Genomic DNA, 26,167 nt, shown 5'->3' with positions numbered 1-26,167 from the left:
CCTCCTAAATAATTAGACCGGAAACTATTATAACTTACAGCAGCAGTCAGCATTTTAGACCACGTGTATATTTACACAAGGTTCACCGTGGCAATGATTAACTTCAATGGATACATGAGCAAGAGATGGAATATCTTTCAGCAGATTTTTATAATATTCTGGTGTTTGCGGGTAATGAGTAACCAAGGAAATTGTAGCTGCTAAATGATGCTGCCCAACATACCAAATATGCAAATCTGTAATGCGATTATCAGCGTCTTCTTCAATGGTATTAACAATAGCTAACTTTGTTTGTTTATCAACTGTTCCATCTAGTAAAATAAAACCAGTATCACGCACCAAACCATAAGACCATTTGGCAATTACAGCAGCACCAACAAATCCCATTGCTGCATCCATCCAAACCCAACCTAAAAACTTACCAGCAAATAAAGCAATAATGGCAAAAACAGAAGTTAGTGCATCTGCTAAAACGTGAATGTAAGCCGCACGCAGGTTATGATCTTGATGATCATGATGATGGTGATCATCTGCATCGTCATGGTGATGATGATCTTGCAATAAAAAAGCACTGGCTATATTAACAACTAAGCCAATTATAGCCACACCAATTGCTTCGTTAAATTGAATAGTTTGCGGTTGAAAAAAACGCCCTAGTGATTCAAGTCCCATCACAAAAGCTATGACAGCAAGTGCAACAGCACTAGCGAAACCTCCCAGGACGCTGACTTTTCCTGTGCCAAAGGTATATTTAGGATTATTAGTATTATTTCGCGCATATTGATAGGCAAAAATCGTAATTCCAAAGGCCACAACATGGGTGGCCATGTGCCAACCATCAGCAAGCAAAGCCATAGAACCAAAAATTGCACCAGCGACAATTTCTGCAACCATCGTTAATGCCGTCAGCAGCATCACTATTTTGGTATTTCTTTCTGCTTGATTTTGGTTAACAGAAAAGTCGTGAGAATGTTGCCATTGTTCAAGGGTATGTATATGCACAGAACTTTTTAAACTCCTTTTAATAGGGAATAGGGACTGGGGACTGGGGACTGGGGACTGGGGACTGGGGACTGGGGACTGGTGAATCAATTTTATTTTTCCCAATCACCAATTACCAATTACTAATTACTAATTGCTCCTGACTCCTGAATTCTTCTATTTTGAGTTTAAAAATCTCTCTCAAATTCTGTCAAGAACCTCAACGCTTTCAAAATATAACTAGCGCAATCACTGGGTGAAGTATTGTAAAAATGTGGCCATGCTAAACCTTTATCTTCATCATAGCGATCGCCCCGTTCTGGATGATTTTCTAACCATGCTAACCGCACTGCGTGACCAATTAACACATCTAAAACTATATATTCTTCAATTTGCAATTTAGGGTTATTAGCGGCTATTGCTGCTAATTCCATTAATGCTTCTACATTAACTTGGCGATATTCTGGCGCTTCGATTTTATTCAGTAAATGTTCAATTTTCAAAGCAAAGTTTCTTTCCCCTGCTGTCATTTCCGAAATCATCAACTCACCTTCTAAGCGATTGCGTCTTTCTAACTTATCGCCAATCACCAAGCCTTTACAATGGTGCATTAATAACCAAACTTGTTTAAAAAAGTCTTTAGGAACTCGATTTATTGCCCCTTCAGATTGACGAAATCTGCGCCAATTTTCTGGCTCAACTTCAATCTCTTCGCTAATTGTAGGTTGAACTACCCAAGCAATATCACTTTCTTTTTGTTTGATATGAAGTGATTCTTGTTGACGTAATAATCCTGTCACCCCACTATAGCTGGTTAATACTTTTTCCAAGCGCATTTTCACTTCATAAGGTGAAAGCTGCATTAAATAATCATAAGCTTCGTCTTGAGTAACGCCCAATTCTTGAGCTAATTCGCTAGTAATTAACAAAATTAGATAGCCGACTCTTAGCGTCAACAGTCCTTTAAATAGTTCTGGTTCTGATTTGATTAACACACCTAAATAAATTATAATTTCTTGGGTCAAAACGCGATCGCGTATATCCTCCCGACAGAAATTATTAATCTTCTCCGCAATTTCATGATGAGACATGGGTACAACCATCAGCGAAGCTTCGCTATAAGCCCTACCCACCGCAATTTGTTTACCACGCACCAAAATACTTGTCACCGCATCTGATAAACCAATATCCACCATTTGGCGTAAAGCCGCAGCGCGACGCACCACCGCCCACAAGCCTAAATAACCTGCTTTGGTGTAAACTTCATCCAGTAAATCCCCTACTGTGACTCGATAACCTTCTTCACCATAACCAGTATCAAATTCTAAACCCTTTAAACGGCTTAAAGTTTGCAGTAATTCAATTTGTTCATAGATATTTTCTGAAGGACGCAAATAACTTAGTAACAAATCTAAGTTAGTTTCACATTCCATTTGAAATTCTTGAGTATGCCCCAACCGCCAATTTTTCTCAGGATGAGAAATCAGGTAATAACAACGTAGTCTCGCATTTTTAACTGGAGGACAAAATAATTCTATATCTGGGATAAAATCAATTCTTTGAATGGCGGCTGTCAACATTAATTGATTTAATCGCCCTAATTTTACTTGCACACCACCACATACACCATCTTTGAGTTCTTGCATTAATTCTAATAATGCTTCCGAACCTGTTTCTAGCATTGTGCGGGTAATCATAAAAGTCAAAGTTGGACGACCTAAATCACTCCAACATTTTTGAATATAAGCCAGTTCACCTCTAATTTGATCCCGTAAAAAATGGTAGTCCAGGGTTAAATAGAACTGTTGTGAATCTAAAAAAGCAGGTAAAAATGCAACTGTTTGCTCTTGAATCCGGTAAATTCGTGATGTCGTTAAACTCCGCAACCTACGCACTGGACGACCTGTTAAACCTAATTTATCATTCCGCCCAATTTGAGTATAAATTTGTGATAGTTCTCCAGCTTGTCTAACTTGAATTGGTTCTACTTGGTTGGGTGTTTGGCTTTCAATTCCATGTACTTCTAATTGCGCTTGTAAGTCCTCATCTTCTGCTAATAAAGCAATTTGCACCATTGCTTCCCGATTTTTACCCACACGCAAATGTCTACCCAAAGGATCAATATCACCTACCGCTATTAACTCTTCACTCAACATTTGACCCAGAAAATATAAACTCTGCGCCCAAACTAAGGGAATATTTTCATTTGGTAATCTTGTCTGTGAGTGGGGGTTTAATTTCTCAGCTTCGATATTTTCTTCTGGCACATAATACACTTCTGGTAACAACTGCAAGCCATCCCTTTCTACCAGTAATGCTCCTAACAGTTCTTGATATTTTTTAACTTGTTCTTTGTCTTGGCGGAAAATACCATCGAGAACTAAATAAGTGAAAAATAACGGCCATTCACATTCAATATGCTCAAATTGTTTTAGTTCCCAAGGCTCGTAATGTAAACGGTGTGAGTCTTCTAAAACAGTTTGGTGTCCATCTCTGAGAAAGCGTTTACAGCCATATTTACCTGCTAATTTATTGATAATTTCATTAAATGTGCGTTGCTGCAACTGCACATCTTCCACTGCAAAGGCAGGATAACTAATAATACTCAATAATGCTGCATCAACTTCTTTAGAAGCAGACTCTCTTGGTAATAAAGATTCTAGGGTAATTCTCGCTCTAGCAATTTCATCTGGTAAAACATGAATTACTGATGCTTGACAACCATGTACACCAAATAGATTCAGTCCGTTCATTGCTTCTAGTGCGGCTTTTGCCATACCTAGAGAACTGGCGTTTAATTCTGCATTACCATGATTAATTTTGTTACCTCTCTCCCAAATCCCAAAATCAGGGGTGCGGTAAGCCCTACCAATGTAATAAACCAAATTTTGGACAAAGTTCACCTCATCCAAGGTAAAAATAATTGATACCCCTGCTGCCGTCATTTGTGCCAACATCAGCAAATATATAGATGTGGCATCCACTTGTAAATGCCCCCATTCATCATCCCCAACGACAATATCGCCCGTTGCTGTGTTGTATTTAGCGTGCAGTCCATCAAGTAAAGATTGTGTGTGTTTAAATTTTTCTACTTTATGCGCCTGTCGCATCATAGCAAACAGCAAGCCACGCATAAGTTTAACAACACTATATTCAAGTTCGTAGGCACGCCCTTGATCATTGTCTATTTTCCGGTATGCCAGTGCTAAACCCCAAACTGCCAAAATACTATAAACGTTGTCTCTTACCCAAGCGTCAGTATAATCACCATGAGCGGTAATTGCTGTACTCGCAGGCAGCAAACCAGTAATGGGATTTTGACGAGCTAGAATAATTGTCTTGATTTGCTGGTAGTAAGAATCTAAGCGAGTTGGCAGTGTTGTAGGTGTTTTCATAGTTAAGTAAGTGGGCGTTAAAAATTGTCGTTATGACAAGGGAACGAGGAACGAGGAACGGGGAACGGGGAACGGGGAAGAGGGTTCTGGTGAATTTACTTTTTATTACATACTACTCTTCGAGAAGCCGCTACGCGTCTACGGTTTTTTCCCACTGACTTACTGAGTTAAAAAGGTTTGGGGAAATTCAACCCTGTAGTTGTCAGCTAAACGTCTCTTCTCAAGCAGGAAATTAACTGGTAAATTTTGAGGAAATTACAGATAAAGGTTAGTGTTGCTTTATGTATTGTTTCTGTTGATGAAAAATGGGTTTCAGTAATTATATCTAATAAATTTCACATAAATAGCAGCTGAGTTATTTGTTCTAATCTTCATCATAGGTTCGCCTATTTTACCCTAATTTAAGCTTTTTTCTGTTATTCTATTAATAGAGAAAAAGAAAACACAACTCACCAAAGACGACACACTGACAAAAATATTTTCACATTATATAAATAAACATCTTTAAAAACAAGAACAATTTGTAACAGACAAGAGAGGATATGTTATGTCTTTACGTTACAACGAAAACCACGCTCCTTTGCTTAAAGTAGTTTACTCCCAAGTAAAAGTTAATGGCAAAACTGAATTAGTACCCCTAGAACTGTATGCTGATGGTTCGTTTAAACGTGGTAATGGTTGAATCAAAATCAGACATGAGGATTCAAGTACCGATGATAAGTAGAATGACTTGAAAAAATCAAAGTATATAAGTAACTTGGCACAATTAAATATAAAACCTCTCTCCAAACCTCTCCCCTACCAGGAGAGAGGCTTTGACTCCCCCTTCCCTAGCAGGGAAGGGGGTTGGGGGGTTAGGTTTATATTATATTTTTTAACGCCCACTTACTTAACAATAGGTAAAGTAGCTCAAAAACCTCTTCCTTCTTGCATGAGTGAATGAGTACATGAGTGCCTTGTCATAACGACAATTTTTAACGCCAACCTACTTCATATGTTTCTGCAAAGTTGTTTTGCCCAATAGACATCTGGTAAGAATTAAATGTGCGTGGTTTGAAACCCTTGTAGAGACGTTCCGGCGGAACGTCTCTACCATATTTCCGGAGAGGTCTAATGAATAATTCATGAATATAGCTCCTGTGTTTTTCAACCTATAAACCGTTACTAGCTCCCCTGACATTCTCGATTTGGGGGGTTTAACTTTTGCGGAATTTGGGTTTGAAAACAGTTCATTTCCAGTGAGCAAGGCATTTCGCGATCGCTACACCTCTATACCTTATGCAGATATTACCATCACTGCTGGAAAAATAGGCATAAACAATGATTCAGATCCTACTATTTTTGGCGTAGTAAATTTGACTGTTTGATTATACCCATGATTAATGGCCAATCATGAATGACAAAGTTACAGTTACTAGTTGATGCCTAAAACGATATCATATAAGGCATCACTTCAGACATCAAAGACTGAACGCGCCATGAAAGTAGAAACTATTCGCACGACGTTAACGATCCCGAAAGAATTGTTGGAAGCGACTGATAAAGCAGTGCTAGAGGGAAAAGCCAAGAATCGGAATGATTTTATGGTGCAGGCTTTGAAGCGAGAATTAGCAGCACAAAAACGAGCCGAAATTGATGCCGCCTTGGCGGAAATGGCCAGAGATCCAGACTATCAGGCAGAAGTTTTAAAAATCGAGACAGAATTTGCTACGGCTCAATGGGAGGCGTTGCAGCTAGGGGAATCTCCAAGATGAGAAGGGGTGAAGTGTATGATGCGCGTCTAGAAATGACTGAAGGTTCAGAACAAGGAGGAACTCGCCCCGTAATTATTGTCAGTCGTGACGTGATTAATCTATCTAGCCCAGTTGTTTTGGCAGTACCCTGTACGACTTATCAAACCGGGAAGCGGGTTTACCCCACTCAAGTTTTAATTTTAGCACCAGATGGCGGACTCAGGAAAGACTCGATCGCAATGGCAGATCAGGTGCGGGTGTTGTCAAAAACCCGCTTTTTGCGGTTACGAGGTGTACTTTCTGAAGTGGTAATGGCACATCTAGCACAAGCGTTGTTAATCGCTTTGGATCTACCAGGGGAAGGGGATATTAACAGTTAACAGTTATCAGTCATAGCAGGTGACAGGGAAGATGGGGAGATGGGTAGAATAATAATTACTTTCTGCCTTCTGCCTTCTGCCTTCTGCCTCTAAAGTTTACTGGGAATTTCAATCCAAAACTCACAACCCTGACCAGGTTCAGAAACACAATTAATTTTACCACCATGTTTGCCGACAATTATTTGATAGCAAACAGATAATCCTAACCCAGTACCTTGTCCTGGCTCTTTAGTAGTAAAGAAAGGTTCAAAAATACGCGATTCCATGCCTTCCGGAATACCACAACCATTATCAGCAATGCGAATCAAAATAGAATTCTTGTCTGTAACTTTTGTACGAATCCAGATTTTAGGAATGTCAGTTAATTTGCCATATGCTAATGATGTTTCTAGCGCCCAAATAGCATTATTGATAATGTTCATAAACACCTGATTCATTTGGGCTGCATAGCAGAATACTGGGGGTAAATTCCCATATTCCTTAACAACTTCAATAGCTGGGAAATTAATCTGTGTCTGTGGTTGAAGGCGATTTTGGAGAATTAAAAGTGTGCTATCAATGCCTTCATGTAAATCAATAGGTTTTTTGTCAGCTTCATCAAGGCGAGCAAAAGTTCGTAACGAAATAACTAATTCCCGAATCCGGTTAGCTCCACTCCTCATGGAATTGAGTATTTTTGGCAAATCATCAGCAATGAAATCTAAATCTAGAGATGCTGCTTGCTGTTGAATTTCCTCTGTTGCTTGAGGATAGTTTTTCTGGTAAAGGCGCACTAAATTCAATAAATCTTCAGTGTGGTTAGTCACGTAAGGGATATTACCGTAAATAAAACTAATTGGATTATTAATTTCATGAGCTACCCCAGCAACTAACTGTCCTAAACCAGCCATTTTTTCACTTTGAATTAACTGGCTTTGAGTTGCCTGTAATTCCTTGAGAGTTTGGGTGATCTCTTCTTTTTGAAGTTGGGTTCGTTCCAATAATTCTGCTTGCTGGATTCCTACCCCCAATTGAGAGCCAATCTGTACTAACAAATCTATCTCATCTTCTTGCCAATTACGGGGTTGAGTATGTTGATACGCTGCCAATAATCCCCAAAGTTTTTCACCTTGAAAAATAGGTACAATCATATATGCCCTTGTTTCTGTAGGAGTAATCAAGGCCAGATGGGGAATGGAAGTATTTGTAGTCAATGTATCGTTAACAACAATAACTTTTCCGTTGGCATAATCTCCCCCTTGGGTTGCTTGTAAATAATCATCTGCAATCACAGGTGTAAGTTCCTGAACAGGTTTCCAACCATAAGCTAAGGATTCGGCTACAAATTCCCCACTCCAATCTGGTTGAAAGCGATAAATTGTGACTCGATCAACTTCCAATAACCGCAAAACTTCTTGAGTGCTGGTAGCAAAAATAGTATTTATATCAAGAGATTGGCGAATTTTCTCTACAGTTGCAGCTAAAGCTTTTTCCCTTTCCGCTGCTTTCCGTTCTCGTTCGGCTGCTTTGGCCAATTTTTCGGCTTGAATTTGCACCTGTTGTAAGGATTCAGCTTGCTGTAATGCCACACCCAATTGCACACCTACTTGTGCTAACAAGTTGATTTCTTCATCTTGCCAATAACGGGGTTGGGAGTTTTGATAAGCTACTAACAATCCCCACAGTTTGTCACCTTGGGAAATGGGAACAAATACTTCATTACGGGCATACTTCCCAGCATTGGTTCCTTGTAAAAGTAAGCGTTCTGTAACAGGTTTAGGTTTAACTACTGGTGTCCAACCATCTATAATTGAATCAGCTACAAATTCACCACTCCAGTCAGGATAGAAGCGATAAATTGCGACTCTTTCCACTTCTAATAGTCCGCGAACTTCTTGAGTTGTGGTTTTAAAGATGGTGTCAATATCCAGAGACTGACGAATTTTATCAACGGTGTTGACTAATGCTCTTTGTCGTTCCGCAGCTTTGCTAATTTCTGCGGCTTGTTTCTGCATCTGTTGTAAGTATTCGGCTTGTTGTAAAGCTACACCCAATTGAGAACTAACTTGGGTGAGTAAGTAAACTTCATCTTCTTGCCAATCGCGAGTTCCTGTATTTTGGTAAACTGCTAACAAACCCCAAATTTTGTGGTTATAAAGAATCGCAACTATTACATAAGCTCTAGCTTGATAGCTTTCTAAAACTTTGATATAACAGTCGTTAAAGCCAGCATTATAAATATCATTACAAATCCGGTAGATTTCACCTTTGGCAAACCTACCACCGCCTGTATCTTGTAGGTAGGTATCTGTTGTGGGTTCAACTAATTCTTTTAAGTTACAGTCGCTGATGTTATTAGCTAATTCTGGTCGTTGTAGCTGTTCTTGCATGAGTGTAACCCAACCCTGGGTTACAGATTCAAATACAAATTCACCACTCCAGTCAGGATTGAAGCGATAAATAGCGACGCGATCGCTATTGAGTAATTGTCTGAGTTCTTCAGTAGTAGTGCGAAAAATGCTTTCTAAATCTAAGGACTGACGGATTTTCTCAATAGTTCTCGCTATGGTTTTTTGCCATTCTGCGGCTTTTTCTCTGGCTTTTGCTTGTGCTAGTTGGGCAGATTGTAGTTTCATTTTTTCTATATAATCTGCTTGTTGTAAAGCAACTCCCAGATGTTCGGCTATCAATTGCACAAATTCAATTTCTGATGCTTCCCATTGCCGGGGTTTACTACACTGATGAATAGACAAAAATCCCCATAAATCTTTGCATTTTCTCAGAGGTACAGCTATGTTGGCACGTACTTGAAACTTTTCCAACATCTGAACCTGGCAATCACTGTCTATTTCGTGATAGGTATCCCATCCTACATTAATTCTTCCTTCTTGATGGAATTTGGCAAACTCCTCACTACAGCAGTGATCATACCGTTTAGTTTCTAATATGGAGATCGATTCTGTTCCTACATCCTCATAGATAAATTCCCCTTCCCATTCCGTCTCTGGATCAAAACGAAATACACCAACCCTGTCAATATTCAGTAATTGACGCACTTCTGTAACTGTAATTTTGAAGATGGTATCTATATCTAGAGATTCACGAATATGAGCAATCACTCTAGATAAAGCTTTTTGTTTCTCACTTTGATCCAGGGAAAATACCATATCTGGTTGATATTGTGTTTGGGAAGTCGATGGTATCAGTTTCATGATCAAAGAATTTTCCATTCCCAATTAGATTTTCATTATAGTCATTCTTCTATAAGGTAACAATAAATATTGGTATCTGTTATATCCTGTTAGGTGGAATACTTATTATACCTGTTAGGGCAGGGAATAGGGAATAGGCATAGGCAATAGGGAATAGAAAATAGGCACTAGGGAATAGGCAATCGGAAAAAAGTTATTAAAAGGTTTTTCAGCCAGAAATCAGGCAGATATATGCTGCAATAGCATCAGCGTTGTTTGGCAGTGCTAGTGCTGTGTTTAAGTTCGCGAATTTCATCTTCTCGACGACGGCGATAGCCGCGCTAAAGCGTAACGTCTCGCAGAGAAGGCATGATATAGCAGAAGGCAAGAGTAAAACCCTTGTTATTCTTTGGTTTCAAGGACTAATCATGTCCTAATGATCCTGGCTACAGCTATACTAACCTGCCCAAGTTAAATAAACTACACTACCCTCAATTCTTGAATCTCGTGAAACTCAAACATATTGATGCTTTAAAAGCATAATAAAAAGCAAATTTTAGATTTTTAAATGCTTCCATTCTTAACTTCAAGGAGCTTAATATATTCGATACCACGAATATCTTTAACCGTATGAACTTCTTTCCATTGATAACCTCGTGCTGTTGTTGCTTTTACTTCGTCTGATTGAAGGATAAACAAGCATTTTTTATTTAGCTGTTTCTGTTCAGGTATGGAAAGGATATTATACTTACCAATTGTGTAATTGCCTTCTCCTAGAAAAAGTTGTTTTCTCCTTACAGGATCAATCGGTGACTGTTGATATTCTTGAGGAGGATATTGAGTATAAAAAGGAATAAATACGTGAATTGAACCACATTTTTTCAGGTAAATTTGATTGCTGACAACGATACAATCATAATTACTTTTGTCTGCATAAGTGATAGCTTCTCTCATGCCATATTCCCATTCACGGGTAGTATACTTTGGATAATCTAAAAAATATCGTTTTCCCAAAATACCTAAACTGGCTACTAGAATCAATATACTAGTCACTAACAATATTTTGCGTTTTGAATCTAATAAATCGATTAATTTGGAAACACCATAACCAGAAAGGATAGCAAATATAGTGACACCTACTATTGCCCGCAGCGCGTGTTCTTGTGTTGTCAGGGCAGCGGGTATAGGATACAAAAATAGCCAAAATAGGAGGATAAATTTTTCAGGTCTGTTTTCTTTTACTATGTAAAATAAGCCAACTAGAACTGTAATTACTTCAAAATAGTAAAGTTCACCAATTCCAGCCGGACTATGGCGATCAATTGGATCTCCCTTGAAGAAAAGAAATTTCGGATTGAAGTAAGATAAGTAGTATTGAAAAATAATCAATGGATTAGTTTCTACTCCTGTTCCTTTAGCCCTTGCCATTCCTTCAGGTGATATCCAAAAGCTAAAAAGTGGGATAAAAATCAATAAAAATAATATACCAGCAATTAGTGTTTGCTTTCTAATTTTCCACAAATGTTTTCTGTATATTACTACTATTCCCAGTAAGAACAAAGGAACAAAAACCCTGGCTGCTTGATAAGTATGAAGACTTAACGCAAAGAATAAAAAACTTAGAATTATGTAGTTTGATTGTTTAAAGCTTTTGACAAAAAACAAAATTCCTAAAGTAAAAAGTAAAGGAATAAGAATCGCCTCAAAAGCTATTCGACTAAACTGTATATGCCAAGGACTTATTGCTAATAAAAAAGCACAAATTAAAGCAACTTTATTATTAAAAATTTCTTTGGCTAGATAATATAAAGCTAAAACAGTTAATGTTCCTATAACAGCAGCAGGTAATCGGGTAGCAAACTCATTAAGCCCAAAAATTTTTATAAAAGGAACTGTTAAATATATATACATGGAAGGGCGATAATCATCTAACGCTCTGGCAAACAAAGGTAAAAAATTACCATGTTGATCGCGTAATGTTTGAAGAATTGAATAAGAATCATATCCATTAGAAGCTTCATCACAAAAGAAACCATTTGGAATCGTGCCTAAAAATAGGATTCTTAGTAAGGCAGCAACTAATAAAATGATTGAGAGGGATATAACCTCTCCCGGAATCACTCGCTTTGATTGTGACATAGCAAATCAATACCTTTCCCAAAAAGGATCAAGAGATAGAGCTAATTCAGTAGATTAATGGTTTTCCGTAACGACAACTCAAAAGCCACAAAAACCATTGTTGGACATTATACTATGGCCACAGGAAATAACGATCATTTACGCTCTAAAACATTTCACTTCATTATTGTTTTCAAGAGTGATAGGGTTAACAGCTAGTTAGTGTTTTACTAACAAATGCAAACAGATGCTTACATTTGATCAAGATTTATGTCTACTCATTGACAGAAAAACTTGAGACTTGAGAACCCTAAAGAGCCTGTCGGCAGACAGGAAAGTGCTATTATTGATAGGTATTTTAGGTGATAACCAAGCCTAAATACACCAATAGTAGGGTGAGATACACCCAATCTTAAAGCCTGTGGACCAGACAGTGCCGACACTTCTAGGATGAAGCAGGAAGAAAAAGCTGCCTCTTGTTAGCATTAGTTAGCTTTTTTGTATCGGATCACTATATATCTCACATCTTGCACCAGGCGACTTGAAGTCACGGCTATACATACAAAACCCACCTGCGTGGGTTTCAAACCCTTGATTTTCCGTGAGTCCGTGCAGACGGACTTAGTTTGTATAAGTAAGTGGGCGTTAAAAAATATAATATAAACCTAACCCCCCAACCCCCTTCCCTGCTAGGGAAGGGGGAGTCAAAGCCTCTCTCCTGGTAGGGGAGAGGTTTGGAGAGAGGTTTTATATTTAATTGTGCCAAGTTACTTAGCAGTATCTTTCTAATCACCTGGGCTTGGTGCTTCATTGATCTATGTATAGTGCTTGTACTAATATAAATATGTGGGGATAGGATATAAATCCCATCTCCACACACAGGTTTTTTAAGCCAGAAAACAGGCTGATATATGCTGCAATAGAATCAGCGTCGTTTGGCAGTGCTGCGTTTGAGTTCACGGGTTTCGTCTTCTCGACGACGGCGATCGCGCCAATCTGCCAAGGTTAAATAAACTACACCACCTGTAACTCCTACTAGCAGCACTAGGGCAACCAGAGCCAAAATACTCAGTAATGGACTTTCCACGATTTTTCTATAGTCCGTTGCGTCCCCAAACTACCATAGAAATCGACCAAGTGAACACAACCAAAAGTGATACCCAACCCAGTGTCAAAATCATAGTTCTACTTTTCAAATAATTGCAAAACGTCTCTAATACTTATCATACTGGGAAAAGGCGGTTGATTCGTTAACTGTGTTGATAGAAAGTGAGGAAAATTATGGAACTAATGGCAGAACGGTTAGAATCCCTAAAATCGGGGATTATTGGCAGTATATCTTTGGGTTTAGCTTTCCTTTTCACCAGCTTGATCAATGTTTTGTGGCTGGCTAAGTATTTTCCCCTGCTTACATATCAGAAAGTTGAGTTTTTAAATTTACAGATGTTGCTAAGTGGTATAATAGCAGGTTTTTCTGGGTTTCTATTTGGTGTCACCTACCGTTATATCATCCGCGTAGATACAAATCCTCACCTCAAAACTGGTGGTATCTGGGCTTTTGGTTTGGTGCGAGGATTAACTCAAATAGAAGTAGGCTGGAATGTAAATAATACACTTTTACCTTTCTTGATTTTAGCAGGAGAAAGTATTTTCTGGTTTGCTTTAGCGGCTATTATTCTGGATACTGCTATTTTACTTGGTTGGCTGAAACCGTTTTCATCAATTTATAAATAGTCAAGATATTTTCTTGCCAATTAATTATTTAGACTTACCAATTACCAATGAATCACTACTTTTTGATCATCGATCTTGAAGCTACCTGTTGTAATCAACGTAGTATTCCCCGTCATGAAATGGAAATTATCGAAATTGGTGCAGTGATGCTAAATCGCCAAACCTGGGAAATTGATGCTGAGTTTCAGCAATTTATTAAACCCGTAACAAATCCTCTCCTGACAGATTTTTGTACAAATTTAACGAGTATTTCCCAAGCACAAGTTGACGTAGCACCGCATTTTGCAGAAGCGATGTCAAAATTAACAGTCTGGATGAATTCATATCCTCATTATATATTTTGTTCTTGGGGTAATTACGATAAAACGCAATTTTTACAAGATTGCAAATTTCATCATGTCCCCTATCCTTTTGGTGCAGAACACAGAAATATTAAAGAAGAATTTTCAGAATATTTGGGTGTATCTCATAAATTTGGTATGTCACAGGCACTACAACATTTGGGAATGGAATTAAAAGGCATACATCACAGAGGAATTGATGATGCCCGGAATATTGCCGCAATTTACCGTTATATGCAAACTACAAAAAGAAGTTAATAAGTAAGCATTCAGCCGTTAGCCATCAGCTTTCAATGTTGAAATACAACTAACTTTCACAAGAAATAATTGCCAACGTGTAAATTCAGTACCCATTAATCTTCTATAATCCTTTTGCCTGCCTACACAAGTAATTTCCGTAATCAAACGGATTCCTATATGTGCGATCGCTATCTCAAATAATCATTAGACCTCTCCGGAAATATGGTAGAGACGTTCCGCCGGAACGTCTCTACAAGGGTTTCAAACCACGCACATTTAATTACCGGAGATGTCTATTGAGTGAGAAATTTTGTATGAGAGTTGAATCCCTGTTCCCTAAAACTAAAAAACTTTGTACCTCATGAGCATGGGAACTGCTATATATCCCCAAATCACCCCCCACTATACTTTGCTTTCTTGGTTTAAATGAAGCACAATATTAATCTAGCAAAAATAAATCAATGTCTTTGTTGCCATTCCTTGGCTAGTCGTCGTCATTTTCTCCAAACTCTCCTTCCCGGAGCAGCAGCATTTACTATTTTACAATCAGCAGCACCCGCTAGAGCCGAAACTCATCAAACAAAAGCTTTAGTTCTTAGTTGTATTGATTTTCGGTTTTTGACAGCAGAACGCTATTTTTTAAACAGGAAAAATTTATGGGGTGAGTATGATTGGACAGCTTTAGCAGGTGCTTCCCTGGCTATAACAGGTTTTCCCCATCCATCTGATGCTGAAGCATTTTGGGATCAATTAGATATATCCTATCGACTACATCATATTCACAAAGTGATTGTGATTGATCATCAAGATTGTGGTGCTTATGCAATGATGATAGACTCTAATTTAAGCAAAGATCCAGAGCGAGAATTGCAAGTACATACAGATTATTTAAGTCGGGCTTATTGGTTAATTCGCAACCGCTATCCTGATATTGAAGTTGAGCTTTATTTAGCGACTCTCAAGAAAGCTGAATTTCAACCTATTTTACCAATACAGATAACAGGTGACAGGTAACAAATCTCCTCACCACCTTGACGGTTGCTGTAATTACAAAACTTGATTATTTCACATCAGTTACCCGCCAACTTAGTTTGAGGTTAACCCAGAAATTCCAAATTGTGGCAACTGCGATCGCAATCAAGTTAGCAATATACTGATTACGAACCAAGAAATTATAAACAATATTCAAAACCAAGACATTAATTACCAATCCTGCTAAACAAACCACATTAAACTTGAAAAATCTCTTAATGCGTTGTTTCCATCCTTTTTGCTGCATGGAAACATCTGCAAATGTCCAAGCATCATTCCACAGGAAATTATTGAAAATGGCCACTTCACCAGCAATAATTTTACTGCGAGTTAAATTCCAACCTAAAGTAGAAGGATCACTGAGTAAATAAAGCACTGCCATATCTACAAACACCCCACTGAATCCTACTAAACCAAAGCGGATAAATTTGCCAAGGGGAAAATCAATCTTCCGACTAATTTTACCTAACCTACCAGTAGATACCCGTAAACGAATTAGATGTTGAATATACTCTACATATTGCTTCCATGTTACCTTACTTTCGCCTTCAGTGCGTTCACGGAAGACATAACCAGCTTCTGCAATTTCCCCTACTTTGCCTCTGCCAATCACCTCTAAGAGAATTTTATACCCTACCGGATTCATGGTTGCACCAGCGATCGCACTGCGTCGCACCATAAAATAACCACTCATTGGGTCAGTAACTCTTCCCAAGACTCCTGGTAAAATAATTAACCCTAAAACTTGCGCTCCACGAGACAAAAAGCGTCTAATCACGCTCCAACTACTCACACCACCACCGTCTACGTGACGACTGGCTAAAGCCAAATCTGCTCCGTGTTTTATCTTATTTAACAGTTGTAATAATACTTCTGGAGGATGCTGCAAATCACCATCAATCACACCCAATATGCTCCCTGTCGCAGCTTGCCAGCCACGAATCACCGCAGAAGACAACCCCCGTTCCTCTTGTCGTCGCATCACCCGCAACTGGGGATAATCTGGGATCAGTGATTGTGCTACTTGCCAAGTGAGGTCTGGGCTATCATCATCGACTACAATTAGTTCATAATTACCAGGAATAGCTTCATCCAGTAATCCAGTCAGGATCTTGACAATATTCTCGATATTATCACGCTCTTTGTAAGTAGGAATCACCAGAGATAGCAGAATATCATTGTCTCCAGCTAGATCACCTGGTGGATATTCAGCAATCTTTAATGGACCAGTGGGAACGGTTAATAGTATCTCTGAAGAGTTATTGTTCATGTGCCTTGTTGCAAAGTTTAGTAAATATTTAAGATTTTCCCACGAAACAGAGAAAAACAATGATTTGTTATCCAAATTTTGGCATTTTCACTAGCACCCCAAAGTTAAGCCTACTTTTATTTTTAATTACAGCAACCAATTCTATTTTGATAATTTTACCTAATTAAATTTTTAATGTCAGATTTTTACTTTAACTTTATGAAAAATTCAAATAAATCAATAATTAGTCTGTTATAGTCTTATTTCAATAATGTTTGTAAATAGATGCAGCTAGTGTCAAATTTTTACTTCCATTAAAAATTTGAGGTATAAATAAGTATGACCATTAAACTTTCGCCATTTAATCAAGTACCCAAAAAGCTTTTTTCTTCAAACAAAAAAACAATTAATTTGAATTTTATACTTATATCACTATTGGTTTTAGGAATTCTTTTCAGATTTATCAACATTGACAATAAATCATACTGGGATGACGAAGCATTTACATCTTTACGCGTAGCCGGGTACACAGAGTATGAAGTAGTTCAAAAGGTTTCTAGCGTTGATAATATTAGTGCTAAAGAACTTCAAAATTATCAGACTCTGAGTTCTAGCAAAAGTTTATTTGATACTATTCAATCTCTGGCATTGGAAGACCCACAACATCCACCAGCATACTACGTTATCAATTGGTTGTGGGTGAGATTATTTGGTAGTTCAATTGTCGCTTTTAGAACTGTTGCAGCATTGGCTAGTTTGCTCGCATTACCTAGTATGTATTGGTTATGCCAGGAATTATTTGCTTCATCTTTACCCTCTAGGATAGCCGTAACTTTTATAGCTATATCACCATTTCATATCCTATACGCACAAGAAGCAAGGCAATATAGTTTATGGACGGCAATGATTTTATTTTCCAGTGCATCACTGCTGTATGCAAGCCGCAAAATGAGAATCTTTGATTGGGTAATTTATGCCGCATCTTTAGCACTTAATTTTTATACTTTTCCCTTCTCTGTATTAGTTGCATTAGCTCATGGTAGTTATGTAATAGCCTTAGATAAATTTAGATTTACAAAAAGAATAATTGCTTACCTACTAGCATCTTTTGTCGCTGTCATAGCTTTTATTCCCTGGTTATTAGTAATCATCAACAATTTAAAACATATCAATAATATAGTAGGTGGCAAGGGAGGAATGCCAACTTTATCATTAGTCAAAACCTGGGCTTTTAACCTGAGCCGCATCTTTGTTGATACTAACCATGAAAGGGCAGTTATAAATTTTGGATTTGAAAATATATTTACTTATCTCCTGCAAATAACATTAGTATTCTTGCTAGTAATGTTATCTGGGTATTCTATTTATTTTGTGTGTCGTCGTACCCATGCCAAAACTTGGATATTTCTGTTAACATTAATCCTGTTAACATCTGTCCCCATCATGGGAAAAGATTTATTGTCTGGAGATAATAGATCAATCATTCTGCGCTATCTCACCCCCGCTTACTTGGGTATTCATATATCTGTTTCCTATCTCCTTGCTGCTGGTATTACAACTAGAAAAGCACAGAATAAATTTTGGTATTTTACCATCTGTCTGTTATTCTCTGGAGCATTATTTTCTAGTGTATTAACTTCTCAAGCTACCTCCTGGTGGACTAAAAGCCATAGTGATATTACTTACAAAGCCGCTAAAATCATTAATCAATCTCAACAACCACTAATAGTTAGTGATGGTAGTATGGGAACAAATTTAGCTTTGAGCCATCAACTTAATCCTCAAGTACAGCTAAGATTAAAACCTTACTGTCATACTTGCCGTTCTCTACCTCCTGAATTAATTACCAAAAATCTGTTACCAATTCCTAATAATTTCGATGTATTTTTATTTGTCCCATCTCCAGAATTAATGAATCAACTCAGTCAAGATTCTCAATACAAAATTGAGTTTTTAAGTCCACAATTATGGCGATTAACTCACAATACACAATGAGTAATACCAATTTTCTATGACGTGGCACTTAATTTTTTTAACTAACCGCAAAGTACGCAAAGTACACAAAGGAAGATAATAAATTAATTTGTTAAAGATTTAGTGCAATGTGACAGAGAACTGGTATAAGGAAAAAATTAGATATGGATTGAAAACCCACATACTCGGAAGCATTGGGTAAGTATAAGGTAATATAGCAGTTCCCATGCTCGTGAGGTACAAAGTTTTTTAGTTTTAGGGAACAGGGAACTCTTAAGAGGATGTTTGAAAAGTTTTGAATGTATAAATAAACCCCTCTCCAAACCTCTCCCCGACGCGGGGAGAGGCTTTGAAACCCCAATTCCCTCGTAGGGAAGGGGGGAAGGGGGGTTAGGTTGCTGAAGATTATTGGTTTCATCTAATACTTTTCAAACAACCTCTAACAGGGAACAGGGAATAAATTGGTGTGTACTTCATTAGACTGGGAAACGCTATAAGCAAAACACTTTTGCCTATACCCCCACACAGGACACCTTTTAAGAACGAATGTAAAGATTAGCAGTAAATTGATCAAGGGGCATTGTCCCTAACAGATTGCGAGTTTCTTTTAATTGAAACTGGGATGACAAAACTTGTTGAATTTTCTCTTCTTCCCTTTTTATTTCCGCTTCTGTTTTCAAACGTGACCATAGAGGATTACCACTATTTAACCAAATAATCCGAGAATATTTATTTGCTTCTTCTTTGAGAACTTTTTCTAAATGAGTTGCTAAATCTGCGGGGTGGTGAGATAGAAGCATAACAGGATACTCCGCAGGAATATAATAAGCCACACGATTTACGTGACCCCAAGCTTTCGAGTTCATAGCAATTAAAGTTGGCTGATTTACATCTTTGGCAATTAATTCGGCAACTGAGCGAAAAACAGAACGATGTCGCAGACTCAAATCACTAATACTAATAGTTAGATATATTAGCAATATACCACCAGCTATGAGAGTACGCCATTGTTTATTAACTGCCTTTTCTACCCACAAAGCTATTAATAATAAACACCCAGGCACAATAATGATCATTGTTCTGCCAAAGCCAAAACCCAAGGTAAATTTTTTGGTGGCAATATCTACTATCAATCCTAGTAAGATCGGCAAAATACCTAATATTAAAACCGTACCTAAGTTTTTCTGTTCATTTTGTTGCCACAGATGAATACTAAACCCAACAAATATCAATATTACTAAACTACCAGCTACTGTAACGACGATGGGATCTAAACTAGTTGCCCAGTCTCCTATCAATACGTCAGTACCCAAAGTGTTAGCAAAATCCTGTAAATGTCTTAAAAAGGGAGGTAAGTTAGAACGGTTATTACCAAAGCGGTTTAAGTCAGCATTCCTAAGTTGTTTAAGAGTTCCCCACAACACCCAAGGTATGGTTAATAAAACGCCAGCACCTAAGCGTAAGCCATATTTCAACCAATTTCGTCTATCTAAATACAGTACCAATACTCCTAAAATTATTAGCCAATAGGCATATAAATAAAAAGTCATCAACCCGGCAGCAATGGAAATAATTAAAAGTCCATTCCATAACAACTGACTGCGATGACTTTGGGCAATGTCAGAATTTTGTTGTTCAATAAGATATAGTAACGCCCATGTACTGATAATTACCCATAATACCAGAGGCGCATACATCCTGACATTGAGAGAATGAAATAAATAAAATGGACTAATAGCCAAAAGTGCTGCAAAAAAAAGTCCGCCCCGATGTCCTAAGATAAACTTTCCTAAACCATAAGCCCCACCCATCGCGGCTATACTAAATAATGTGTTTAAACTTCGCATTGCAGCTTCGCTATTGCCAAAAAGACGCAACCAAAAATGCTGACTTAAAAAGAATATTGGTGGATGAGGTTCCCCTCCTAAGAGACTTTTGATTAAAACTATGATAGTTTGAAAAAAATCCCGTAAACTTGCTTCGGTGGGTAAGCTTAATAGGGATGTATATTTTGCTAATACTACTGGTGCATCTCCAGGACTTTTGTAGACACCGTTTTGACTCGTAGAAAGTAGTAATGATAAAACTTCGTCATACCAAAATTCTCTAGTTCCTAAATTGATAATTCTGAGGATGACTGCTACGGCTATAGTTATTAATGCTAATTTTTCTATAGACAGCAGTTGTTTGAAGTTATTTTTTGGGAAGTTCGTTTTCATATTTTTACAATTTTTATGAATTTGTTTTCTCTGGCTTTTGAATAATGGTAGCTTCTTCTATTCTGTATCTTTTATTTTCTTTGATTTTTTTTAGCTGAATAATTAAATTCTTCGGCTTTGCAGCTACTTCTAATTTATTAGGTATGTTGGGGGAGGAAAAGCATTTATCGTAAAAAGGACATATATACAGAAATTTTTTATATCCTTGTTCATCCAATGCCAAACCTAATTTACTAACATCATCAGGTTGCTTAGTGAGAAAAAATATTTTTTGTTTGAAGGTGGCTTCAAAACTTTGTCCAACATATTGATTAGCGACAGCTACAATTTTGTTACTATCTTTCCGTAAAAAATCAAGGACTTCAATATTTTCATTTTTACCTTTTTGATAAGCAGTTTCTGTACCTTCAATTATGTTGAGATTAAATCCCACAACAAACAGCATCGCTAAAATTCCCGTGCTAATATATCTGATACCGAACTGTTTAATTTTCCAAGTTTTCTCTAAACCAGATATGGCGATGACATTAAATAAGGGGATGAGAATTAATAAAAAGCGCGATCCCCACTGTTTACCACCATCACTAGGAATAAGTATAGGTACTATTAACAGAAATAAAGCTGATATTAATAATATTTGGGCGATTGCAATTTTTAATCTCAAGTTAATTTGAAATATAGAAATAACAGAAATTCCTACGGCAAAGTATATGATAGGAAAATGTTTCAGCAAGCTGTCTTTGAGTTCATTAAAAAACTTAAATGATTTCAATAGTCTTTCTTGCAGTGAAAAATTTTCTACCACTTGGAACGCATGAGCGCCCAAAGGATGATTATAAATCATTTTGTTCAAAGCAAAGAAACACAAGATAGTGAGTATTAAACTAGCTAGAAATATTATTTTTTTATCTTTGATAATGGTAATTAAATCTAGTTTAAGTAGATATGATACAATTACTAGCATTATCAAAATAGCTACTAATGCTAGAAACTCTGGTCTAAACCAAACTGATAAACCAATTAATATACCACTGAGTATGGCTTGTTTGTTGGTAAAGTCGTTTTCTCTGTTAGAAAAGATAATCACTAAGCCACTAAATGCCAAACATACCGCCAGTGTATGTTCCCAATACATGGAACTATACATAGTCAGTGGAGAAGCGAAAATTAAGGTAATCAAACCTATGGAAATTATGAACTTATCGAGATTGAAAGCCTGACAGAAACGATAAAAATTAAACCAGATAATCCATGTAGAAATTAAAGGTATTATATAAAATCCTCTATAACCGAAAATGGCGTAAAATGGTGCGGTTACTAGGGGAAATGTAAAAGGAAATGTGATATAATAAAGGTTATTAATTTTATAACTAAATGGAGGTTCAAAAGGATATAATCCGCTATTCCAAGTATTCTGTACCCATGGGGGTACTTGTAGGTTTAAATCAAAGCGTAAGTTACCAGAGCCAAGTTGTTTAGCTAACAATGCTTTGAGTCCACCATCACCACTAAAGTAAATATCATCTGCAACCTGTGACAGTAAATATAAAGAAAAAATCACACCTGATAAAATAATCAGTAATGGTAAATTAGCTTTTAATTTATTCATACGCTAATAAAAATTTGACAACTGTGACTAATATAACCTTGGATACAACTCTTGAGCGTTCCTTACTAGGGTTTAATATATCACCATCTGAGGCAGTAGTATTATTAAAACAAACTGACCCAGATGCTGTAAATGCTATTCGGGAAGCAGCTGACCAAATGCGGCAAAAACAAGCTGGTGAGACTGTTACTTACGTAATAAACCGTAATATTAATTTTACTAACATCTGTGAACAACACTGTAGTTTTTGTGCTTTCCGGCGGGATGATGGTGATACGGATGCTTACTGGTTAGATTGGGCGCAGATTTTGGAAAAATCTACAGATGCGGTGCGTCGGGGTGCAACTGAGATTTGTATGCAAGGGGGACTAAACCCACAAGCGCAAATCAACGGAAAATCCTTACCTTATTACATTAAGTTGGTGGAAACCATTAAACAGGAGTTTCCCCAGCTACATTTACACGCTTTTTCTCCCCAGGAAGTTCAGTTTATTGCCCGATTAGACGGAATTTCTTATACTGAGGTTATTGCAGCTTTGCGTGATGCTGGTGTGGGTTCCATGCCAGGAACAGCAGCAGAAGTGTTAGATGATGAAGTCAGACGGGTATTGTGTCCAGAAAAGATTGATACTGGAACTTGGTTAGAAATTGTCAGTACGGCACATAAATTAGGTGTACCTACCACCAGTACAATGTTATCTGGGCATATTGAAACCCCAGAACAGCAAATTAGACATTTAGAAAAATTGCGATCGCTCCAACAAACAGCCCTTGAACAAGGATACCCCGCCAGAATTACTGAATTTATTTTATTGCCCTTCGTTGGTCAAGAAGCGCCTAAATCCTTACGTCGTCGGGTAGGAAGAGATCAACCAGTCTTAGCAGATGCACTTTTACTAACTGCGGTAGCACGGTTATTCTTAGGAAACTGCATACCTAACCATCAACCAAGTTGGGTAAAATTAGGGCTTGCTGGTGCGACAGAAGCCTTAACTTGGGGTTGTAACGATATTGGTGGCACATTGATGGAAGAACACATTACCACAATGGCCGGGGCTATCGGTGGTACTTGTATGGAAGTAGAAACCTTGCAAAGTGCGATCGCTTCCCTCAACCGACCTTATCAACAACGTAATACTTTGTATGAGGGAATAGGTAATGGGTAATGGGTAATAGGGTTATTAACCTCCCCACCTCTCCAGTCCCCAGTCCCCTATCCCCCGCATACCAATCCAAGATAGGATGGACGATGATTTACGTATTTAATTAATGGATATGAAACATTATTGGTCGCGTCTGCTGGCACTGGTTTTAGTTATCACCGTCGGCTTAATGGGTTGTTCTGGTAGTCCTGATGGCTTAACTGGAGATTATCGTCAAGACACCTTGGCTGTAGTCAACACCTTAAAACAAGCCATAGAAGTATCACCAGATGATCCAAATAAAGCAGCACTTCAAGCCGTAGCACGTCAAAAAATTAATGACTTTTCAGCACGTTATCAAAGAGCTAATTCTGTTTCTGGCTTGAGTTCCTTTACAACTATGCGAACAGCACTCAACGCTTTAGCTGGACACTATAGTTCTTACCCTAACCGTCCCATACCTGAAAAGCTGAAAAATCGCCTAGAACAAGAGTTTGCTCGTGTCGAAGCAGCCCTGAAGCGTGGTGGTTAATTATTGGCTATCCTCATCTTCAACAGGCAAAAGTTGATCATTTTCAAATATCCTTAATAGCAGGCTTGTCCTGCTTTTTATTCAAAAATTTGTCAGGATTCAGAAAATAAGCAGATGTGAGTTTGCACATAATTACATAATTCTGGATCTTTATTGATCAGGACTTATAGTTACTAAAAATATAATCACATATTTCTAGCTTGGTAAGGAACCTACACCTTACCGATGCTCACTACAAGCCTCTCTACTGAGTTTCTATCAAAGATAGACTCCCCAGCTACCTTTCTTAATATATTCAGAGAACCGTTTAAATCTGCTGAATAAGGTTTACCCGACCGGGACTTAAATAAACCTCTTTTAACTCTTTTACCTAAATATTGCTCATGCTTTTTGATTGGTTCAAAATCCAGAAAACTACATTTTGATGTGTAGCTTTCCTCTGTAATTTGTACCTTGATGCCCACAAGTTTAGCTTTATATTCTAACTGCTGTATAAATCGCGCATGAGGAATATTGGTAAAGTTTTGGTTAGTTTTACTTCCTAAGTTAATGTTCTGTTTCCAGTTTTCATTTTTACCTATAATCAAATGTGTGATATTTTGACTAACTAGCTGATTAATAATAAATCTACTAGCTGTGTGGAGGTAGTAATCCACTTTATTGTTACGCTTGAGTGTTAATGCTTCTATTTTTCGAGAAGTTTTTTGATTTTTAGGTAGCTGAGATTGGAGACTAGCTTTAACTTTGTTGTAAAACTGGTTACAAGATTTAATTGCCTTGCCACAAACAATAAAAGGTTGAAAATCTAAACAATTACTACTAACAGTAGCTAAATTATTTAAACCTATGTCAATCGCCGCTATTCTATTATTGCTCTCTATGGTGAAGCAGCCCCCATCTTGGCGGTTTCCGTCGATGGGGGACTGCTGAACCCGTAGGGTGGTTTCTTCTCTTTCATAAACTGCCTCAATAATGTAGACATTATTTTTAGGAATAATCCTCACTTCTTCAATTTGAACAAGTTTAGTTTTAATTAAAATTGACAATCCAGAAGGTGATATTAAACCTTTTTTTAAGGCTTTCTTAGAAACAGCCTGATTATTAAAAGTTAGAACATTTCTCCCTTTTTGTTTATGTTTATATTTAGGTAATTTTGGTTCACCTAAAAACTTACCTGGATTTAACTTATATTCTTTCTTAGCTTCTTGGTAAGATTTAAAGCATTTATCAACTTGTTTAAATACCAGTTGAGCGACTTTGCTCGGTAAAGCCTTGTAATCATAACTCTTCTTGAGTGAATGATATATTTGATTGAATGTTGGTATTGGTTGACCTCTAAAAACAGCTTGACGACATAAATAAACAGCACAGTTAAACAGATTTTTTGATAAAAAAGACATTTTATCAATTTTTCTAAACCTGATGTGATTCTGTTTAATTATATGTCGCTCAACTAATCGCATTCTGACTCCAGGCACTTAACAATACACTCTGTTTTTCTCTTTCTTCTTCTTAATCCATAGATTCTGGCACAAAAGCTATTTATTATCGAAATAAAATCCTGCATAATATCTTCTGTTTCTTCTTCTGCCAGATTTACTACTTCAATATCCTTGCCTTGTTTGTTAAGCAGAACCTTCAAATAATTAAAACCAATTCTGGTTAATCGGTCTTTATGTTCCACAACAATGATTTTGTAATCATCTTCATTTAGTAATTCAACTAATTTTTTACGATTATCATTAACCCCACTTCCTATTTCTTTAATTACTTTTTTTATTTGGTAGCCCTTAGCTTCGCAGTAACGCACAAGTCTTTGGGCTTGATTATCTAAATTCGCTTTATTTTCAGAGCTTGAAACTCTCGCGTAAATAACGACTCCTTCGGTTGTTTTTTGTACATCAACGATGACTGTACCTGTAGGTAGTTGCGTAGCTTTAAGTTCACCACGTTTCCACATTCTCCAAGCAGTCTGATAGCTTATTCCTTTTGATTTTGCATAGTCAGATAGTTTCATTCTCCAACTATAACACAAATGATTATGTTTGACTATATTTGACTATATTTTTGTTATTTAAACTAAATACCAAATTGATATGAAGTTGCAGAGAATAAGATATCAAGAATAATTGACCGCAGATAAACGCAGATAAAGACGGATAATTGAATTGATGTCATCATTCTGTACAGCCTCACATAAAATTGGTATAAGTCCTATTTATATGAAATTCCACAGTATTTCCAGAATAATGTTTTTATGCTTGAGAATTAGTTTTAGATGAAGACTGGCTACCAGAATAAAAAAGGGCAGGTCTCAA

21 protein-coding genes are annotated in these 26,167 nt (G+C 37.3%); 10 read left to right on the top strand and 11 right to left on the bottom strand.

What is annotated here, in order from left to right; genetic code table 11:
* Window positions 1-54: 54 nt before the first annotated feature.
* The gene (gene dmeF / locus H6G06_RS22675) at window positions 55-1,002 is read right to left on the bottom strand and encodes a CDF family Co(II)/Ni(II) efflux transporter DmeF (RefSeq protein ID WP_190564322.1); all 948 of its coding nucleotides are present in this window, start codon (window positions 1,000-1,002) and stop codon (window positions 55-57) included.
* Window positions 1,003-1,169: 167 nt separating this feature from the next.
* Window positions 1,170-4,376, bottom strand: coding sequence for a glycoside hydrolase family 15 protein (locus tag H6G06_RS22670; RefSeq protein WP_190564321.1), 3,207 nt, complete (start codon window positions 4,374-4,376; stop codon window positions 1,170-1,172).
* A 547-nt stretch (window positions 4,377-4,923) separates the two neighbouring features.
* Here H6G06_RS22670 and H6G06_RS27905 point away from each other — a divergent pair.
* From H6G06_RS27905 to H6G06_RS22660, 4 genes are all read left to right on the top strand, one after another.
* The gene (locus H6G06_RS27905) at window positions 4,924-5,058 is read left to right on the top strand and encodes a hypothetical protein (protein ID WP_277875217.1); all 135 of its coding nucleotides are present in this window, start codon (window positions 4,924-4,926) and stop codon (window positions 5,056-5,058) included.
* 556 nt (window positions 5,059-5,614) lie between these two features.
* Complete coding sequence (locus H6G06_RS27900) at window positions 5,615-5,743, top strand: hypothetical protein (RefSeq protein WP_277875216.1); 129 nt, start codon at window positions 5,615-5,617, stop codon at window positions 5,741-5,743.
* 111 nt (window positions 5,744-5,854) lie between these two features.
* Entirely contained in the window at window positions 5,855-6,130 is a 276-nt protein-coding gene (locus tag H6G06_RS22665; RefSeq protein ID WP_190564320.1) for a ribbon-helix-helix domain-containing protein, read from the top strand.
* Window positions 6,127-6,489, top strand: a complete 363-nt coding sequence (locus H6G06_RS22660; RefSeq protein WP_190564319.1) for a type II toxin-antitoxin system PemK/MazF family toxin — start codon at window positions 6,127-6,129, stop codon at window positions 6,487-6,489. Before H6G06_RS22665 ends, H6G06_RS22660 begins: the two co-directional genes overlap by 4 nt.
* A gap of 89 nt (window positions 6,490-6,578) precedes the next feature.
* Here the strand turns inward: H6G06_RS22660 and H6G06_RS22655 are convergent, their stop codons facing one another.
* The 4 genes from H6G06_RS22655 to petN form a co-directional block, all read right to left on the bottom strand.
* Complete coding sequence (locus H6G06_RS22655; protein ID WP_242039826.1) at window positions 6,579-9,680, bottom strand: GAF domain-containing protein; 3,102 nt, start codon at window positions 9,678-9,680, stop codon at window positions 6,579-6,581.
* A 543-nt stretch (window positions 9,681-10,223) separates the two neighbouring features.
* On the bottom strand, window positions 10,224-11,798 hold the full coding sequence (locus H6G06_RS22650) for a glycosyltransferase family 39 protein (RefSeq protein ID WP_190564317.1): 1,575 nt from the start codon (window positions 11,796-11,798) through the stop codon (window positions 10,224-10,226).
* Window positions 11,799-12,702: 904 nt separating this feature from the next.
* A complete protein-coding gene (locus H6G06_RS22645) occupies window positions 12,703-12,864 on the bottom strand; it encodes a hypothetical protein (protein WP_190564315.1) in 162 nt (53 codons plus the stop codon).
* A gap of 7 nt (window positions 12,865-12,871) precedes the next feature.
* On the bottom strand, window positions 12,872-12,958 hold the full coding sequence (gene petN, locus H6G06_RS22640) for a cytochrome b6-f complex subunit PetN (protein WP_013189847.1): 87 nt from the start codon (window positions 12,956-12,958) through the stop codon (window positions 12,872-12,874).
* A gap of 100 nt (window positions 12,959-13,058) precedes the next feature.
* On the opposite strand from petN, the gene H6G06_RS22635 reads away from it, so the two are divergent.
* The 3 genes from H6G06_RS22635 to H6G06_RS22625 all read left to right on the top strand — a co-directional run bounded on the left by H6G06_RS22635 (window position 13,059) and on the right by H6G06_RS22625 (window position 15,106).
* Entirely contained in the window at window positions 13,059-13,511 is a 453-nt protein-coding gene (locus tag H6G06_RS22635; RefSeq protein ID WP_190564313.1) for a hypothetical protein, read from the top strand.
* A 47-nt stretch (window positions 13,512-13,558) separates the two neighbouring features.
* The gene (locus tag H6G06_RS22630; protein WP_190564311.1) at window positions 13,559-14,110 is read left to right on the top strand and encodes a 3'-5' exonuclease; all 552 of its coding nucleotides are present in this window, start codon (window positions 13,559-13,561) and stop codon (window positions 14,108-14,110) included.
* 408 nt (window positions 14,111-14,518) lie between these two features.
* Entirely contained in the window at window positions 14,519-15,106 is a 588-nt protein-coding gene (locus H6G06_RS22625; RefSeq protein WP_190564309.1) for a carbonic anhydrase, read from the top strand.
* Window positions 15,107-15,152: 46 nt separating this feature from the next.
* On the opposite strand, the gene H6G06_RS22620 is transcribed toward H6G06_RS22625, so the two are convergent.
* The gene (locus H6G06_RS22620) at window positions 15,153-16,394 is read right to left on the bottom strand and encodes a glycosyltransferase (protein WP_190564308.1); all 1,242 of its coding nucleotides are present in this window, start codon (window positions 16,392-16,394) and stop codon (window positions 15,153-15,155) included.
* A gap of 318 nt (window positions 16,395-16,712) precedes the next feature.
* Here H6G06_RS22620 and H6G06_RS22615 point away from each other — a divergent pair, with 318 nt between their 5' ends.
* Window positions 16,713-18,368 (top strand): glycosyltransferase family 39 protein, encoded by a 1,656-nt coding sequence (locus H6G06_RS22615; protein ID WP_190564307.1) that lies wholly within the window; start codon window positions 16,713-16,715, stop codon window positions 18,366-18,368.
* A gap of 515 nt (window positions 18,369-18,883) precedes the next feature.
* Here the strand turns inward: H6G06_RS22615 and H6G06_RS22610 are convergent.
* A complete protein-coding gene (locus H6G06_RS22610; protein ID WP_190564306.1) occupies window positions 18,884-20,566 on the bottom strand; it encodes a glycosyltransferase family 39 protein in 1,683 nt (560 codons plus the stop codon).
* Between the two features lie 13 nt (window positions 20,567-20,579).
* The gene (locus tag H6G06_RS22605; protein ID WP_190564305.1) at window positions 20,580-22,175 is read right to left on the bottom strand and encodes an LA_3751/LA_3752 family putative glycosyltransferase; all 1,596 of its coding nucleotides are present in this window, start codon (window positions 22,173-22,175) and stop codon (window positions 20,580-20,582) included.
* Between the two features lie 23 nt (window positions 22,176-22,198).
* Here H6G06_RS22605 and cofH point away from each other — a divergent pair, with 23 nt between their 5' ends.
* Together cofH and psb27 are read left to right on the top strand one after the other, a co-directional pair.
* Window positions 22,199-23,341, top strand: coding sequence for a 7,8-didemethyl-8-hydroxy-5-deazariboflavin synthase subunit CofH (gene cofH, locus H6G06_RS22600; RefSeq protein ID WP_190564304.1), 1,143 nt, complete (start codon window positions 22,199-22,201; stop codon window positions 23,339-23,341).
* 109 nt (window positions 23,342-23,450) lie between these two features.
* Entirely contained in the window at window positions 23,451-23,849 is a 399-nt protein-coding gene (gene psb27, locus H6G06_RS22595) for a photosystem II protein Psb27 (RefSeq protein WP_190564303.1), read from the top strand.
* A 212-nt stretch (window positions 23,850-24,061) separates the two neighbouring features.
* Here the strand turns inward: psb27 and H6G06_RS22590 are convergent, their stop codons facing one another.
* Both H6G06_RS22590 and H6G06_RS22585 read right to left on the bottom strand, forming a co-directional pair.
* The gene (locus H6G06_RS22590) at window positions 24,062-25,312 is read right to left on the bottom strand and encodes an RNA-guided endonuclease InsQ/TnpB family protein (protein ID WP_190564301.1); all 1,251 of its coding nucleotides are present in this window, start codon (window positions 25,310-25,312) and stop codon (window positions 24,062-24,064) included.
* Window positions 25,303-25,866 (bottom strand): IS607 family transposase, encoded by a 564-nt coding sequence (locus H6G06_RS22585; RefSeq protein WP_190564299.1) that lies wholly within the window; start codon window positions 25,864-25,866, stop codon window positions 25,303-25,305. The genes H6G06_RS22590 and H6G06_RS22585 overlap by 10 nt, the downstream gene beginning before the upstream one ends.
* Window positions 25,867-26,167 lie beyond the last annotated feature (301 nt).

This window comes from Anabaena sphaerica FACHB-251, assembly GCF_014696825.1.
Taxonomy (GTDB): Bacteria; Cyanobacteriota; Cyanobacteriia; order Cyanobacteriales; family Nostocaceae; genus RDYJ01.
This window is presented reverse-complemented; position numbering and strand designations above follow the sequence as displayed.

Excerpts from the sequence above, each read along its gene's own strand:
- H6G06_RS22670 (WP_190564321.1), bottom strand. The coding sequence starts at position 4,376 with ATGAAAACACCTACAACACTGCCAACTCGCTTAGATTCTTACTACCAG.
- H6G06_RS27905 (WP_277875217.1), top strand. The coding sequence starts at position 4,924 with ATGTCTTTACGTTACAACGAAAACCACGCTCCTTTGCTTAAAGTAGTT.
- H6G06_RS22665 (WP_190564320.1), top strand. The coding sequence starts at position 5,855 with ATGAAAGTAGAAACTATTCGCACGACGTTAACGATCCCGAAAGAATTG.
- H6G06_RS22660 (WP_190564319.1), top strand. The coding sequence starts at position 6,127 with ATGAGAAGGGGTGAAGTGTATGATGCGCGTCTAGAAATGACTGAAGGT.
- H6G06_RS22655 (WP_242039826.1), bottom strand. The coding sequence starts at position 9,680 with ATGAAACTGATACCATCGACTTCCCAAACACAATATCAACCAGATATG.
- H6G06_RS22650 (WP_190564317.1), bottom strand. The coding sequence starts at position 11,798 with ATGTCACAATCAAAGCGAGTGATTCCGGGAGAGGTTATATCCCTCTCA.
- petN (WP_013189847.1), bottom strand. The coding sequence starts at position 12,958 with ATGATTTTGACACTGGGTTGGGTATCACTTTTGGTTGTGTTCACTTGG.
- H6G06_RS22635 (WP_190564313.1), top strand. The coding sequence starts at position 13,059 with ATGGAACTAATGGCAGAACGGTTAGAATCCCTAAAATCGGGGATTATT.
- H6G06_RS22630 (WP_190564311.1), top strand. The coding sequence starts at position 13,559 with ATGAATCACTACTTTTTGATCATCGATCTTGAAGCTACCTGTTGTAAT.
- H6G06_RS22625 (WP_190564309.1), top strand. The coding sequence starts at position 14,519 with ATGAAGCACAATATTAATCTAGCAAAAATAAATCAATGTCTTTGTTGC.
- H6G06_RS22620 (WP_190564308.1), bottom strand. The coding sequence starts at position 16,394 with ATGAACAATAACTCTTCAGAGATACTATTAACCGTTCCCACTGGTCCA.
- H6G06_RS22615 (WP_190564307.1), top strand. The coding sequence starts at position 16,713 with ATGACCATTAAACTTTCGCCATTTAATCAAGTACCCAAAAAGCTTTTT.
- H6G06_RS22610 (WP_190564306.1), bottom strand. The coding sequence starts at position 20,566 with ATGAAAACGAACTTCCCAAAAAATAACTTCAAACAACTGCTGTCTATA.
- H6G06_RS22605 (WP_190564305.1), bottom strand. The coding sequence starts at position 22,175 with ATGAATAAATTAAAAGCTAATTTACCATTACTGATTATTTTATCAGGT.
- psb27 (WP_190564303.1), top strand. The coding sequence starts at position 23,451 with ATGAAACATTATTGGTCGCGTCTGCTGGCACTGGTTTTAGTTATCACC.
- H6G06_RS22590 (WP_190564301.1), bottom strand. The coding sequence starts at position 25,312 with ATGCGATTAGTTGAGCGACATATAATTAAACAGAATCACATCAGGTTT.
- H6G06_RS22585 (WP_190564299.1), bottom strand. The coding sequence starts at position 25,866 with ATGAAACTATCTGACTATGCAAAATCAAAAGGAATAAGCTATCAGACT.